Below are 15,269 nucleotides of genomic sequence, written 5' to 3'. Positions count from 1 at the left end.
CAGCGGGGCGGCCTCAGATCAGGCCTTGAACGCGTCAAGCTTCGACAAGAGCCTCAGAAGCTGATCGAAGTCTTCCTGCCCCATAAGCTCTTTCAGCGCGGCGGCAATGCGCGCGGCCTCTTCCAGGTTGTCCTCGATCAGGGCGCGACCTTCAGGGGTGATGGTCAGCGTTTGTTTGCGTCGGTCCGTGTTGTCTTGGGTGCGGTTGATCAGCCCTTGATCGGCCAAAGTCCGTGTGATCCGGGTGAGCGAAGGCAGCAACAGGCAGGCACGGTCGCTGAGTTCAGTGGCATCTATGGGACCGGCTTCAGACAAGACGCGCAACACGCGCCATTGCTGTTCGGTGATGCCCGAACTGGACAGCATCGCGCGGATCGGGGCCATCACCCGTTCGCGGGCCCGGATCAGTGCGATGGGCAGCGAGCGTTCGGTCGAGGGCAGGCGCGGAGGCGCAGCTTGGGTCACGGCGGGTGTCCTGTTTTTGGCTGTGTGATGCATATCAGTGGCGCAAAGCGGCGCGTGACGCAAGCGTGGTCAACGCCGCCCGGATCGGCTAAGCGTGGCTCAGACCAACGAGGTGCGCATGCTTTCACAACCCGTTCTGACCCGCGATCTTGTCTTTGTCGGAGGTGGCCACGCCCATGCACTGGCCCTGCGCATGTGGGGAATGAACCCGCTGCCCGGGGTGCGTGTCACATTGATCAATCCCGGCCCCACTGCACCCTATTCCGGCATGTTGCCGGGGCATATCGCCGGGCACTATACGCGCGAGGCGCTGGATATTGATCTGGTGAAACTGGCGCGGTTTGCAGGCGCGCGGTTGATCCTTGGTGCAGCCAGCGCGATTGATCCTGTGGCCAAAACGATCACGGTCGCGGGGCGGGGAAACATCGCTTATGATCTGGCCTCGGTTGATGTGGGAATTCATGCGCAGATGCCTGATATTCCAGGGTTTTCCGAACATGCAACCGGCGCGAAGCCGCTCGATCTTTACGCTGCGCGCTGGCGAGATATGCGCGCGCGGATGATCGCAGGTGAGGTTCCTCCCCAGATCGCTGTGATCGGTGGCGGCGTGGCCGGGGTCGAGCTGGCCATGGCCATGTCCCATGCATTGATATCCGGCGGAGTGTCAGCCCCACATGTCACCGTGATCGAAGCAGGTCCGCAGATCACCGCCCGCACCAAGGGCGCTCAGGCGCGGCTTTTGCGCGCCATGGAACAGCTGGGCGTCGAGGTGCGTTTGGGCGCGCCCGTCACGCGCATTGACGCGACCCATGTGCATCTGGCGGGCGGCGCCAGCGTGGCCAGTCACTTCACTGTCGGGGCCGCGGGCGCCTTTGCCCATGGCTGGCTGCCCGAAAGCCCGCTGCCCCTGACCCAAGACGGGTTCATCAAGGTTGATCCGACATTGGCGGTTCAGGGCCACCCGGACCTGTTTGCCGTAGGCGATTGTGCCCATATGGCCCATGCTCCGCGCCCCAAGGCCGGGGTGTTTGCGGTGCGGGCGGCACCTGTGTTGCTGGACAATCTGAAAGCTGCCGTGACAGGCGGCGATCTGCGCGCCTTCAAGCCGCAGGGGGACTATCTGAAACTGATCTCACTGGGTGGGAAGGATGCGCTGGCCGAGAAATGGGGGCGCAGCCTGTCCGGGCCTGTCTTGTGGCGGTGGAAAAATCGGATTGATCAGAAATTCATGGACCAGTTTCGCCAATTGCCGCAGATGACGCAGGACGCGCCGCCACAGCAGGCAGCACCCGAGGCTTTCCCGACCCAGACCCTGTGTGGGGCCTGTGGGTCAAAGCTGTCACCCGGCGCCTTGGCCGGCGCGCTGTCCAAGCTGCCTGTGCCCACACGCGCTGACGTTCTGAGCCTGCCCGGCGATGATGCCGCGATCCTGTCGGTTGGGGGCGAGGTTCAGGTCATGACCACCGATCACCTGCGCGCCTTTACCGAGGATCTGGCGGTGATGACCCGCATCACGATCCTGCACGCGCTGGGCGATATCTGGGCGATGGGCGCCGCGCCACAAGCGGCCAGTCTGAACATCATCCTGCCGCGCATGTCCGAGGCGCTTCAGGCGCGCAGCATGGATGAAATCATGACCACGGCTCATGAGGTGCTCAGCGCCGAAGGGGCGGCGTTGGTGGGCGGTCACAGCACGATGGGGGTCGAGACCACGCTGGGTGTGACCCTGACGGGTTTGATGCCGAAAACCCGCAAGCCGGTCACGCATGCAGGGGCGAGGCCGGGGGATGTGCTTTTGTTGACGCGGCCTATTGGCAGTGGAACCTTGTTGGCGGCCGAGATGCAGGGGCGCGCAGGGGGCGATGACATTGCGTCTCTGTTCGAGGTGCTTTGCGCGCCGCAGGGCAGGGTGGCCGCGCTCTTGTCCGACCACGCCACGGCGATGACAGATGTGACCGGGTTCGGTCTGGCAGGTCACCTTGCGGCGCTCTGCCGGGCCAGCGAGACCGGGGCGGTGCTGCAGGCGCAGTCCATTCCGCTTTTCAAAGGCGCTCTGGAGCTTGCCCGCGCCGGGGTGCGCTCCACGCTTTTCGAGGCCAACAAGACGGCCGCGCCAATTGTCGGCCCGAATGCAGATCCAGAGATCGCAGCATTGCTGCATGATCCGCAAACAGCGGGCGGGATGTTGGCAGCGGTGCCTGAAGCTGTCGTCGAGACGCTCTGTGCAGGGATAGAGGCCGAGGGGCATTTTATCGCTCGGATCGGGCAAATGACGGATGAGGCAGGCGTGATCCGGTTGCAAGGCTAGGGCCGGGCTAGGCTTCCGTTTCACCTTCCATCAGCCGACGTGCCGCATCTCTCAGTGTGGAGGCATCCAGCCGATCAAGGCTGACGCGCTGTGCGTTGGGCGCCGAGCTGTGTGAAGCTCTGCGATAGCGCGGGTCATAATGCTGCGCGATCAGGGCTTCGGCCAGATCGGCAAATTGCCCGCTGCGCGCCAGTTCTCGCCACATGTTCACTTTGTCATGCCCGTGATATTGGATCAGTTGGCCCAGCGTGTCGTCTAGCCGCGCCGTGTCTGCAATCAGGTCGGGATAGCTGGTCAGAAGATGTTGGGCGCGGGCTTTCAGGGGCGCGTCGATCTGCCAGCGCGGCGCGCGGATCATCGCCTGCCACAGGCTGGGCGGCAGGATCAGACGGCCCAGCTTGTTGCTTTCCGCCTCGACAAATACGGGGCGGGCGGGATCAAAGTTCAAAAGGGTGCCCGCGATGCGGCTTTCGAACATTTTCTGCGCAGGTTGTGCCTTGCCCACAAGACCAAAGAGAGAGCCTCGGTGCTGTCCCAAAGCCTCAAGATCCAGCACCTGCGCGCCTTCCGCTGCCAGCGCCGCAAGAAGCTGCGTTTTGCCGGTGCCGGTGCCGCCGTCAATCAGGATCAGGCGCATGGGCAGGGGGGTGTCATAAAGGGCAGTTTTCACCAGCCGTCGATAAGCCTGATAGCCATGGTCCAGCTTGTCCGCACGCCAGCCGATCTGGGCCAGGATCGAAACGACCGACCCGGACCGTTGCCCGCCACGCCAGCAATAGACCAGCGGTCGCCAGCCCCCCGGGCGATCTGCCAGCGCAGTTTCCAGATGATGCGCCATGTTGCGCGCCACAAGGGCCGCGCCAATTTTGCGCGCGCGAAACGGGTCGTCTTGCACATAGATCGTGCCAACCCGCGCGCGTTCCTCGTTGGACAGGGCGGGCAGGTTGATGGCGCCGGGCAGGTGATCGGCTTGAAATTCTGCCGGAGAGCGCACGTCGATGACCTGATCATGGGGCAGGGTGGCAAGGTCGCCGAGGGTTTTGACCGAGTAAGACATGGGGTGCTCCGGAGTTGGCACGTGATAGCCTGCGCAATCGGGCAGAGAAAGCCCTTTCAGGCGTAGCTGGTCTTATTCTGAGTATTTTTATCAGATTACTATTTACCTGACTAATTTACTCGTGTTATGCGATCTGGGAAACTGGAACCGAGGATCACAATGTTCAAATCTACACTTTCCGCCGTGGCTTTGATGGCCACAACCTCTATGGGCTTCGCGGCCAGCCCGGATGAAATTGTTGCCAATTACGCGGATATCGCTCTGGCGGGCTACGAAGACAGCCTGACGCTGGCCAATGAGTTGAAAGCCGCCGTGGATGCGCTGGTTGCCACGCCGAATGATGCGACACTTCAGGCCGCCAAAGACGCCTGGCTTGCCGCGCGCGTGCCCTATCAGCAGACCGAAGCCTTCCGCTTTGGCAACCCGACCGTGGATGACTGGGAAGGCAAAGTGAATGCCTGGCCTTTGGACGAAGGTCTGATCGACTATATCGCGGCCGATTATGGTGGGAATGACGAGAACCCCTTCTCGACCGCCAATGTCATCGCAAATGCCAAGCTGACGGTTGGCGGGGCGATGGTGGACGCATCCGAAATCACCCCTGCACTTTTGGAAAGCCTGCACGAAGTTGAAGGGATCGAGGCGAATGTGGCCACGGGCTACCACGCCATCGAGTTCCTGCTGTGGGGTCAGGACCTGTCGGGCACGGATCACGGCGCGGGCAACCGCCCGGCCAGCGATTTTGACACGGCAAACTGCACTGGCGGCAATTGTGATCGTCGGGTTCAATATCTGGTGGCCGCCACGGACCTGCTGATCAAAGACCTTGAGGACGCGGTTGCCAACTGGGGCGAGGCCGGTCAGGGTCGCACCGACGTGACCACGGACGCCTCTAAAGGCATTGTGATGGCTTTCACCGGTCTGGGCAGCTTGTCCTATGGTGAACAAGCTGGCGAGCGCATGAAGCTTGGCCTTTTGCTCAATGATCCGGAAGAAGAGCATGACTGCTTTTCCGACAACACCCATAACTCGCACTACTTCGACGGGTTGGGCATTCGCAATGTCTATACCGGCCGTTATGTGCGCGTGGATGGCAGCGTGGTCGAGGGCGCATCGCTTTATGATCTGGTAAAGGCCAAGGACGCGGCGCTTGCCAATGCGCTTCTGAGCGATATGGACAAGACCATGGTGGCGCTGGGCGACATTCGCACGGCAGCCGAGGCCGGTACATCGTATGACCAGATGCTGGGTGCCGGTCACGCAGGCGGGGCGCTGGTGCAAAACGCCATCGACCATCTTGTGGCGCAGACCCGCAACATCGAACGCGCGGTTGCGGCTGTTGGTTCGGATGCGATCGAAGTGGAAGGGTCCGACAGCCTGGATAACCCGGATGCGGTCTTTCAATAAGAAAGCGAGCAGTTGAAAAACGAAAGGGCAGGAGCGGCGCGTCTGCCCTTTTGCTGTGTTGATGCGATGCGCACGCGCCGCATTGCGGGGCATATCGCCTGCGGCTCAGCCCTTTTTCGGTAGGACCGGTGCAGATTTATCAAGCCGCAGTTCGGCATCAGAAAACACCCACGGCCCACGTACACCCGGAACGCCATCCGGGCTGATTTTCATGCCGCGATGTTGGATTTGTGGGTTCTCAAAGGTTTGCGCCATTGTGTTGATGGGGCCTGCAGGCACGGTTGCCGCCTCAAGCGCGGTCAGGATGTCTTGCATATTCCATTCGCTCAGGCTTGCTTCGATCTCGGGCGTCAGGGTTGCACGATGGGCCACACGATCTGAATTGGTGCCAAAGCGCGTATCGCTGGCCAAATCGTCGCGCCCGATCACCTCGCAAAAGCGCTGAAACTGCCCGTCATTGCCGACGGCCAGTATGATGTGGCCGTCTTTCACCGGGCAGACCTGATAGGGGGCGATGTTGGGGTGCGCGTTGCCCAGCCGCGTGGGGCTGTTGCCCGTCGCCAGAAAGTTCATCGCCTGATTGGCCATAAGCGCGGTGGCGCAATCCAGAAGGCTCATATCCACGTGCTGGCCGCGCCCGGTGCGATGGCGCTGTTCGACGGCGGCCAAAATGCCGATGGTGCCATAAAGCCCGGTGACGATATCGGTGATCGCCACGCCGACTTTCTGCGGCTGGCCTGCGGGGTCGCCAGTCACGGACATAAGGCCCGACAGGCCTTGCAACAGGAAGTCATAGCCCGCGCGTTTGGCCCAAGGCCCGTCCTGCCCGAACCCGGTGACGGAACAGTAAATGAGGCGTGGGTTGATCTTGGCGAGGCTCGCATAATCCAGCCCGTATTTCTCCAGCCCACCAACCTTGAAGTTTTCGACCAAGATATCGGCGTCACGGATCAGTTCGCGCACTTTTTCCTGCCCTTCTGGCGTGCGGAAATCGGCGGTGATCACGTCTTTTCCGCGGTTGGCGCAGTAGTAATATGCGGCGGTCTTATCGCCGTCACGTTCGATAAATGGGGGTCCCCAGCTGCGGGTGTCATCGCCCGTTTCAGCCTCGACCTTGGTGACATCGGCGCCCAGATCGGCAAGGGACTGACCAATCCAGGGGCCAGCCAGAATACGCGCCAGTTCGACGACTTTCAGACCTTCAAGCGGGTGCATGATCTCTCCTGTTCGGTAGGGGATTAGAGATAAGGGGGGGTGCAGGCGGAGACGACGCGGGTGGGCCGGTCCGAGATGTTGCGAAACCGGTGTGGTTCGCGGGAATTGAACAGATAGGCGTCACCTGCTTTCAAGATGCGGGTTTCCTCGCCCACGGTGATTTCCAATTCGCCCTCAATGACGATACCGCCCTCGTTGGCTTCATGTTCGATCATCGTCTCGCCGGTGTCTGCACCGGGTTCATAAAACTCCTGCAACACCTGAAGCCCATGCGCCTTGGCATCGCCGACCTGACGGATCGTGATCATGCGCTGCGCGGCTTCATTGTCCTGATACAGCGCGGATGTCAGGTCGCGCAGCTCGGATGGGGTAAAGAAAACCTGCTGCGCGCTGGGGGCTTCGGGCTCAAAAAATTCGGACATGGACATGTGCAGGCCGCCCAATATTTTGCGCAAGCTCGCGACCGAGGGTGATGAATGGTTGCGTTCGATCATCGAGATCTGCCCATGGGGCACGCCGGCAGCCTCGGCCAATTGCCTTTGAGATAAGCCAAATTGCTGTCTCAGCTCTTTCAAGCGGGTGCCAACATCAAAGTCTTCTTGCATTCTGATCCCCTTTCCCGGTGGCCTTTGTCGGCGCCGGCGAGTCTCTGCTTTCGTATATCTTGCGCAAAATTTTGATAGCATTGCTCAGAATTTTGCGCAATATGGCATGGAATCAAATTCTGACAGGGGGTTCGCATGTCGAATACTGACGCTCTCAAATCACGCCGCGCAGATGCTGTGGCGAACGGAGTGGCCACACGGGGTATCTATGCCGCGCGTGCTGAAAACGCCGAGCTGTGGGATGTGGATGGAAAACGCTTCATCGACTTCGCAGCTGGCATTGCGGTGAACAATACCGGCCACCGCCACCCTAAGGTGATGGCCGCTGTCGCTGCCCAGTCCCAAGCCTTCACGCACACCTGTTTCCACGTCGCCCCCTATGAAGGCTACGTGTCGCTGGCCGAACGTCTGAACGCCGCCACGCCGGGTGATTTCGACAAAAAGACCATGATGGTCACCACCGGCGCAGAAGCCGTTGAAAACGCGGTGAAAATGGCGCGCGCCTTCACGGGTCGGTCGGGCGTGATTGCCTTTTCCGGCGCCTTTCACGGGCGCACGTTGATGGGCATGGCACTGTGCGGCAAGGTGAACCCCTATAAGAAAGCCTTCGGCGCCATGCCGCCCGAAGTTCTGCACGCGCCCTTCCCGAATGCCTTCCACGGCGTGTCGGTCGAACAGTCCCTGTCGGTTCTGGACAACATGCTGAAAAGCTCGATCGATCCCGAGCGTGTGGCTGCGATGATCATCGAACCCGTGCAGGGCGAGGGTGGTTTCAACATCGCGCCGCCGGAGTTCCTGAAGGCAATCCGCGCCATTTGTGACGAACATGGCATCGTGCTGATCGCGGATGAGGTGCAGGCTGGGATTGCGCGCACAGGCAAGATGTTTGCCTTCGATCATGCCGGTGTCGCCGCCGATCTGGTGACCATGGCAAAAGGCCTGGCGGGTGGCTTCCCGCTCTCAGCTGTCACCGGCCGGGCCGAAATTGTTGATGCAGCCCCCGCGGGCGGCATCGGCGGCACTTATGCAGGCAACCCGCTGGCCGTGGCCGCGGCCCATGCGGTTCTTGATGTGATCGACGAGGAAAAGCTCTGCGAACGCGCCACAGATGTGGGCGACAAGATCAAAGCGCGCCTGACCGAACTGGCCGCGCGTCAGGGCATGGAAGCCATTGGCGACGTGCGGGGTCTGGGCGCGATGGTTGCCTTTGAACTGGTCACTGACCGGGACACGAACGCACCCGACGCCGCCCTGACCCAGGCCATCGTCGCCGAGGCCGAAGCGCGCGGGTTGATCATCCTGCCCTGCGGCACCCGCGCCAACGCTGTGCGCTTGCTGCCGCCCCTGACTGTTCCGGCTGACCAGCTGGACGAAGCCCTTGATATTCTGGAAGCTTCCATCGAAGCCGCCATCAACGCGAAAGGAGCCTGAGACATGGCTGATCTTGCCCCTCAATCCCGCCCCGAACTGTCCAGCTTCAACTGGGAAGACCCGTTCCTGTTGGAGAGCCAGCTCAACGAAGACGAACGCATGGTGCGTGACGCGGCCCAGGCCTATTGCGCCGAGAAACTGGCCCCGCGCGTGACCGAGGCCTATGCAACCGAGACCACCGACCCGGCCATTTTCGCCGAGATGGGAGAGATGGGCCTTTTGGGCACCACGATCCCCGAAGAATATGGCGGCATCGGCGCGGGCTATGTGACCTATGGTCTGGTGGCGCGCGAAGTGGAGCGGATCGACTCGGGCTACCGCTCGATGATGTCGGTGCAATCGTCGCTCGTCATGTATCCGATCTATGCCTATGGCAGCGATGAACAGCGCAAGAAATATCTGCCGAAACTGGCTTCGGGTGAATGGATCGGCTGTTTTGGCCTGACCGAGCCGGATGCAGGCTCTGACCCCGGTTCGATGAAGACCGTCGCCAAAAAGGTCGATGGCGGTTATGTGCTGTCTGGCTCGAAAATGTGGATTTCAAATGCGCCCATCGCGGATGTGTTTGTGGTCTGGGCCAAGTCAGACGCGCATGGCGGCAAGATCCGTGGCTTTGTGCTGGAAAAAGGTATGAAAGGCCTGTCAGCGCCCAAGATCGAAAACAAAGCCAGCTTGCGCGCGTCCATCACGGGCGAGATCGTCATGGAGGGCGTGGAAGTGTCCGAAGACGCTTTGCTGCCAAATGTCGAAGGGCTGAAAGGCCCGTTCGGCTGTCTGAACCGCGCCCGTTATGGCATCGCCTGGGGTGCCATGGGGGCAGCCGAGGCCTGCTGGCATGCGGCCCGTCAATATGGTTTGGACCGCAAGCAATTTGGCAAACCCTTGGCGCAAACGCAGCTCTTTCAGTTGAAATTGGCCAATATGCAGACCGAGATTTCGCTGGGCTTGCAGGCCGCCCTGCGGGTCGGTCGCCTGATGGACGAGGCCAAAGCCGCGCCCGAGATGGTCTCGATCATCAAGCGCAACAATTGCGGCAAGGCGCTTGAGATCGCGCGTCACGCCCGCGACATGCATGGCGGTAATGGAATTTCGCTTGAATTCAACGTGATCCGCCACATGGTGAACCTTGAAACGGTAAACACTTACGAAGGTACACATGACGTGCATGCGCTGATCCTGGGCCGTGCGCAGACAGGGTTGCAGGCGTTCTTTTAAAGCTGACAACCAGCCAGTTTGATTGATCAGAAAGGGCGCCCGTGTGGCGCCCTTTTCGCGTGGGTGTCGGGAAAACCGCCGTTGTTTAAATCTATGTTCACCTCTGTGGGCCTAGATAGGCGAACACTTGCGCAGACCGTTCTGATTGGGGCGCTGCCAGTAGCCCAACGGAGTTTTCCACATGCGTTTCTTCAGTCGCTTCAAGATCGCCTACCTGTTGCCAGCCGTCATGATCTTACTGGTTGGCATATCTGTGGGTGGCGAGTTGTTTGTGTCTTACAGCAAGAACAAAGCCAATATGCTGGCGCATGCAGAGAATGCGTTACAAACACTGAATTCATCGCGTGGTCAGCTTCTGAGCAGCAACCTGACGCAAATGAAAAACGACCTGAAAGTGATTTCTTCCATGTCGTCCACCGCGCGTACGATGCGGGGTTTTGAACGGTCCTGGGGGCTTGTGGATGGCGACCGGACCGAGGCGTTGCAACGCCTGTATATCCATGAAAACCCGCATCCAGCGGGCGAAAAAGACGCGCTGGCATGGGCCGGGGATGGCAGCACCTACACCACAATTCACGCGCAAAGCCACCCGGAATATCGCGCGCTTCTCAAGGCGCGCGGCTACTATGATATCTTCCTGATCTCGACCGATGGGGACATCGTCTACACCGTGTTTAAAGAGGCAGATTTCGCAACGAACCTTGAAAACGGCCCCTTCAAAAACAGCGGATTGGCACGTGCGTTTAAGGGGGCGATGAAGCTGAAGGCCGGCGAAAGCCATTTCGAGGATTTCAGCACATATGAACCCAGCGGGTTTGCTCCGGCAGCGTTCCTTGCCACGCAGATTGTCGACCGGCAGGGGAAAATTCTTGGTGTCTTGGCCTATCAGGTGCCGATTGAACCCATTCTGGCAGTGACCCAACAAACGGAAGGGCTACGCGCGACGGGTGACGTAATGTTGACTGGGCCTGATGGGTTGGCTCGTACGAACTCTCGTTTCTCGGAAACGTCGCAGGTTGGCGCGTTCGAAGTGACAGATGCAGGCGTGGATCTGGCATTGGCAGGCGAAACGGGTGTGACCCATATGATCGGGGAAGACGGCAAAGAGCTTGTGGTCGCCTATGCGCCGGTTGAGGTGTTCAATCAACGCTGGGCCATGACCGCGTCCATGCAGCTTGAGGAAATCTACCAAGCGGCCAACACGTTGCTAACAGACCTGATACAAGACGCGCTTTGGGTGCTGGGGGCCGTGTCTGTCGCGGCGGTTCTTTTTGCCCGTGGCCTGTCACGTCCACTTACGCGCGTAGGTGAAGATATGCAGCTGGTGTCTGCGGGCGACTACGGAACCCAGGTTTCAGGTCTGACGCGGAAAGATGAAATCGGCCAAATCGCCCATACGCTCGAGAACTTCCGATCCTCCCTAGAAATCGCCGCCGTTGCCAACATTGAAAGCAGTTTCCGGGGGGCGGCGTTCGATTCCTCGTCTTCGGCAATCATGATGGTGAATGCAGATCACGTCATCACCCATGCCAATGGGGCGGCCTTTGACTTCTGTCAGCAAAATGCTGAGAAATTTCGACAGGTTTATGCGGATTTTGATCCGAAAAACCTGATCGGCTACAGCATTGATTTGTTCCATCCGGAAGGTGTCCGCGAACGTGTTCACGCCAAATTGGAAGATCATGATAGTCTGCCTTGCAGCGTCAGCTTGGCGATTGATGATCTGCGCCTTGAACTGATCATAAACCTGGTGCGCGGCGACGATGGGGCAGCGCTTGGTTTCGTGGTCGAGATGGAAGATGTGACCCAGCAATTCATGACGCAGGCGCTGCTCAGTTCGATCGAAAGCAACCAGATGAAACTGGAATTTGACCCCGATGGCGGATTTGCGGGTGCAAATGATCTGTTTATGGCGCGTGGCGAGGCAATGGTAACTGCTCTTTTGGGTCAGAAAATCGGCACGTTCATTCGAAATGCAGATCCTGATGGTGATTGTGATCTGATTGAGAAGGCGGCGCGCGGGGAAAGTGCCTTCGGTGCGTTTGACGTGCGGCTTCCTTCGGGTGACAGCTGCATTTTGGACGGTGGCTTCACCGGTGTGTGTGACAGCAAGGGCCATCTACTTCGGATCGTATTGATCGGGAATGATGTTACGCAGTCGCATGAGGCGATTTTGCGTGCGGAGGGGGAGCGTGCTGAGATGGAGGCGGCGCAGGCCGCGGTTGTGGATGCGCTGCGTGTGGGTCTTGGCCAGCTGTCAGATGGGGATCTGACGATCCGTATCGATACGGCGTTTGATGCCAAATACGAACAGCTTCGGGCGGATTTCAACACGGCATCGGACAAGCTTCGGGCGGCGATGTGCGGCGTGGTCGAGAATGCGGACCTGATCCAGGGCGAAGCGAGCGAAATCTCGAACGCGGCGGATGACCTGTCGCGCCGGACGGAACATCAGGCGGCGACGCTTGAGGAAACGGCGGCGGCGCTGGACGAGCTGACGTCCTCGGTGCGCTCGGCCGCGGATGGGGCGGCGCATGCGCGTGAAGTTGTGGAAACGGCGCGCGAAAATGCGGAAGCTTCGGGCGCGGTTGTGCGAGAGGCGGTTGGCGCCATGGGCGAGATTGAAAGCTCGTCGCAGCAGATCTCGAAAATCACGGGTGTGATTGACGATATCGCGTTCCAGACCAACCTGTTGGCGCTGAATGCCGGGGTCGAAGCGGCCCGGGCGGGCGAAGCCGGGCGGGGGTTTGCGGTGGTGGCCTCGGAAGTGCGCGCACTGGCGCAGCGCTCGTCGGATGCCGCGCGCGAGATCAACGGGCTGATCTCGGCCTCGGGCGGGCATGTGAAACGCGGTGTGGAACTGGTTGACCAGGCGGGCTCTGCGCTGTCGGGGATTGTCGACAGCGTGAATGAAATCAGCCGCAATGTGGGCGAGATCGCCACATCTGCACAGGAACAAAGCAGCGGCCTGGCCGAGATCAACTCGGCGGTGAACCAGCTGGACCAGGTGACGCAACAAAATGCCGCGATGTTTGAAGAAACAACGGCCGCCAGCCATGCGCTGACGCGTGAGGCGGACACGCTGATGACCACGATGCGCAACTTCAACACCGGGCACGAGAGGCTCGCGCCGGACAACCTGCTTCACGGGCCGGTTCAAGGGCCGGGCCCGACCACAGCTGACGATATCACAGGCCCCGGATATCCTGACCCGGACACCGCCACCCCGTCGACGGAGCTGCCAGGCCAGCCACCATCCCTCGCGACTGACGGGACCACCGCTCTGGACAGGCAGGCCGCTTTGGAAAACAGGCCAAACCCCGCCCCAACAGAAGACCCCGATATGGATGATTGGGAGGACTTTTGAGCGGTATGTGGGACAGTAGGGAATGGCAAAAGCCGGGCAGGTCATCCTTGCCCGGCTTTGATTGTTTTAGCCACGCGCCTGCGTTGGCGGCATGCGGTTCGGTGCTTTGTCGGTGACAGGCACCAGCGAAACGCTGGATATTTTCGGTCGGCGTTACTTGCCGGACAAGCAGTCATGCACTGCGTTGGCGTGCATCCACAGAAGACCCGCCAGCATGTCTGCCCCAATCGGAATATCCTGCCCCGTAGGGTCCAGCATGCCAACACGAACCCCGTCAGATTTGCTGAACTCTGACATCAGCCCCTCGTAATGACCAGGCTCCATGAAAACGCAGGTAATCTCGCCTGAGCGCGTCAGCTCTTCAATCTCTGCCAGACGTGCCGCACTTGGCGAGGCTGCATCGCTTTCGCTGAGCGTTCCTTTCTGGTTCAGATCATAGCGATTGTTAAAATATCTGTAAGCGTCATGGGCCACGATGAACCCCTTCTCGTGCACCGGCTCAAGCAGGGCATCGATTTTTGCGTCGAGCGTGGCATAGCTTTCTTCGGCCTTATGTGCATTTTCGTGATACAGCGCGGCATTGTCCGGGTCGATTTTGGACAGCTCGTCTGCAATGGCATCCAGCCAAACCATCGCGCTGGCCGGGGAAAGCCAAACATGGGGGTCCAGCCGCTTGGCCTCGCCCTGTGCTGTCCCATGATCCTCTTCGTGCTCATCATGATCATGGCTGTCGTGATCATGATCCTTATGTGCCTCTTCATCATGCCCGTGATCGCTGTCTTTGTGATCCGCGTGCTCGCTGTGGTCGTCGTCATGAGACGTCTCATGTTCATGGTCATCGTGATTGTGCTCGTCATGATCGTCATTGTGATCGTCATGCTCGGCATGGTCATGATCGTGGTCGTGATCATGCACGTGATCCGTGGTCAGGGTTTCAAGTCCGGGCACGTGAAGCAGGGACAATGCTGTGAGACCATCTGCGGCGTTGCGCGCACGTTCCAGGGCGGGCATCAGTTCCGGGCCGATCCAAACAAACAGGTCGGCGTCCTGAATAGCGCCCATCTGCGAAGGCCGCAGCTGGAAGTTATGCGGATTGTCGCCCTGAGGCATCAAAAGCACGGGTTCGCCGACACCCGCCATGACTTGGGTCACCAAGGCATGCACAGGCGCGATGTCGGTGATAACCTTAGGGGTTTCAGAGAAGGCAGCGATCGGCGCGAGGCTGGCAGCGGCAAGAAGAGTTTTGAACATGGTGACCTTGTGTCTCTGGATGTAATCTTATATCATGTGATGTGATACTATAACAAATATGACGGTGTCAATATGACCGCTCAACCCGGGTCCGCCTTTGGTGACCATGATCACGCCAAATGTACGAAAACTGCTCTGGATCGGGCGGAGCAGCATTGCCGGGATACGGGCGCGCGTCTCACGCCCGTTCGGCGGCGCACGTTAGAAATCCTGCTGCATGAACATCGCGCGATGGGCGCCTATGAGGTGCTGGAAAAACTGTCCAGTGATGGGTTTGGGTCACAACCTCCGGTCGCTTATCGCGCGCTTGAATTTTTGGTGGATCAGGGTTTGGCGCACCGCATCCGCAGGCTCAACGCCTTTGCCGCCTGCACTGGGCCAGAGCAATCCCACGCGCCGCTTTTTCTGATTTGCCGGTCCTGTAAAGCGGTTGAAGAATTGCTGGCTGATGATGTGCGGGCCATGGTTGATGCGGAAAGCCAGGAAATCGGCTTCCAAGTCGAACGCACCAATCTTGAGGCGCTAGGGCTGTGCCCTTCCTGCCGTACAGGCAGCAACGCATGAGGCTCATCACGGCACGCGGCCTGACTGTTCAGGCGGGCGGAGAAACGATCCTCGACCATGTGGATTTCCAGATCGATGCCGGGGAAATCGTCACGATCGTCGGCCCAAATGGGTCGGGTAAATCCACGTTGCTGGGCGCGCTGATGGGCCTGCGCACTGCAAGTGGAGATTTGGTTCGAAAAGAAGGGCTGCGGGTGGGCTATGTCCCGCAAAAGCTGGTGATTGAATCCAGCATGCCGATGCCCGTGTTGGATTTCCTGAACCTGCCACGTCGCCACCCGCGCACGGAAATTGCACAGGTGTTAGCGCAGGTTGGCATGCAGGGGGCGGAGCGGCGGCAAATATCGACCTTGTCAGGCGGGCAATTGCAGCGCGTTTTGTTGG

Annotated in this window: 12 protein-coding genes; 7 read left to right on the top strand and 5 right to left on the bottom strand. The window is 59.8% G+C overall.

Annotated elements, in window-relative coordinates; translation table 11 throughout:
• Nucleotides 1-18: 18 nt before the first annotated feature.
• Nucleotides 19-465, bottom strand: coding sequence for a homoprotocatechuate degradation operon regulator HpaR (hpaR, locus tag ACRY08_RS05440; RefSeq protein ID WP_432448874.1), 447 nt, complete (start codon nt 463-465; stop codon nt 19-21).
• A 118-nt stretch (nt 466-583) separates the two neighbouring features.
• Between hpaR and selD the strand changes: the two genes are divergently transcribed.
• Nucleotides 584-2,773 (top strand): selenide, water dikinase SelD, encoded by a 2,190-nt coding sequence (selD, locus tag ACRY08_RS05435; RefSeq protein ID WP_432448873.1) that lies wholly within the window; start codon nt 584-586, stop codon nt 2,771-2,773.
• A 7-nt stretch (nt 2,774-2,780) separates the two neighbouring features.
• On the opposite strand, the gene mnmH is transcribed toward selD, so the two are convergent.
• Nucleotides 2,781-3,830, bottom strand: coding sequence for a tRNA 2-selenouridine(34) synthase MnmH (gene mnmH, locus ACRY08_RS05430; protein ID WP_432448872.1), 1,050 nt, complete (start codon nt 3,828-3,830; stop codon nt 2,781-2,783).
• A 159-nt stretch (nt 3,831-3,989) separates the two neighbouring features.
• On the opposite strand from mnmH, the gene ACRY08_RS05425 reads away from it, so the two are divergent.
• Nucleotides 3,990-5,237, top strand: coding sequence for an imelysin family protein (locus ACRY08_RS05425; protein ID WP_432448871.1), 1,248 nt, complete (start codon nt 3,990-3,992; stop codon nt 5,235-5,237).
• A gap of 105 nt (nt 5,238-5,342) precedes the next feature.
• Here the strand turns inward: ACRY08_RS05425 and ACRY08_RS05420 are convergent, their stop codons facing one another.
• Both ACRY08_RS05420 and ACRY08_RS05415 read right to left on the bottom strand, forming a co-directional pair.
• On the bottom strand, nt 5,343-6,452 hold the full coding sequence (locus tag ACRY08_RS05420) for a CaiB/BaiF CoA transferase family protein (protein ID WP_432448870.1): 1,110 nt from the start codon (nt 6,450-6,452) through the stop codon (nt 5,343-5,345).
• 23 nt (nt 6,453-6,475) lie between these two features.
• Entirely contained in the window at nt 6,476-7,057 is a 582-nt protein-coding gene (locus ACRY08_RS05415) for a cupin domain-containing protein (protein ID WP_432448869.1), read from the bottom strand.
• Nucleotides 7,058-7,192: 135 nt separating this feature from the next.
• Here ACRY08_RS05415 and gabT point away from each other — a divergent pair, with 135 nt between their 5' ends.
• The 3 genes from gabT to ACRY08_RS05400 all read left to right on the top strand — a co-directional run bounded on the left by gabT (nt 7,193) and on the right by ACRY08_RS05400 (nt 13,070).
• Complete coding sequence (gene gabT, locus ACRY08_RS05410) at nt 7,193-8,488, top strand: 4-aminobutyrate--2-oxoglutarate transaminase (RefSeq protein ID WP_432448868.1); 1,296 nt, start codon at nt 7,193-7,195, stop codon at nt 8,486-8,488.
• Between the two features lie 3 nt (nt 8,489-8,491).
• A complete protein-coding gene (locus ACRY08_RS05405; RefSeq protein WP_432448867.1) occupies nt 8,492-9,703 on the top strand; it encodes an acyl-CoA dehydrogenase in 1,212 nt (403 codons plus the stop codon).
• Between the two features lie 181 nt (nt 9,704-9,884).
• Nucleotides 9,885-13,070: a methyl-accepting chemotaxis protein gene (locus ACRY08_RS05400; RefSeq protein WP_432448866.1), complete on the top strand. Its 3,186-nt coding sequence runs from the start codon at nt 9,885-9,887 to the stop codon at nt 13,068-13,070.
• Nucleotides 13,071-13,223: 153 nt separating this feature from the next.
• Here the strand turns inward: ACRY08_RS05400 and ACRY08_RS05395 are convergent, their stop codons facing one another.
• Nucleotides 13,224-14,321 (bottom strand): zinc ABC transporter substrate-binding protein, encoded by a 1,098-nt coding sequence (locus ACRY08_RS05395; protein WP_432448865.1) that lies wholly within the window; start codon nt 14,319-14,321, stop codon nt 13,224-13,226.
• Between the two features lie 72 nt (nt 14,322-14,393).
• On the opposite strand from ACRY08_RS05395, the gene ACRY08_RS05390 reads away from it, so the two are divergent.
• Both ACRY08_RS05390 and ACRY08_RS05385 read left to right on the top strand, forming a co-directional pair.
• Nucleotides 14,394-14,885 (top strand): Fur family transcriptional regulator, encoded by a 492-nt coding sequence (locus ACRY08_RS05390; RefSeq protein WP_432448864.1) that lies wholly within the window; start codon nt 14,394-14,396, stop codon nt 14,883-14,885.
• The coding region (locus ACRY08_RS05385; RefSeq protein WP_432448863.1) for an ATP-binding cassette domain-containing protein at nt 14,882-15,269 on the top strand (388 nt) is incomplete at its 3' end. The genes ACRY08_RS05390 and ACRY08_RS05385, both read left to right, overlap by 4 nt.

This window comes from Aliiroseovarius marinus (assembly GCF_050881025.1).
GTDB lineage: Bacteria > Pseudomonadota > Alphaproteobacteria > Rhodobacterales > Rhodobacteraceae > Aliiroseovarius > Aliiroseovarius marinus_A.
The sequence above is the reverse complement of the archived record's forward strand: the minus strand, read 5'-3'. Positions and strand labels throughout refer to the sequence as shown.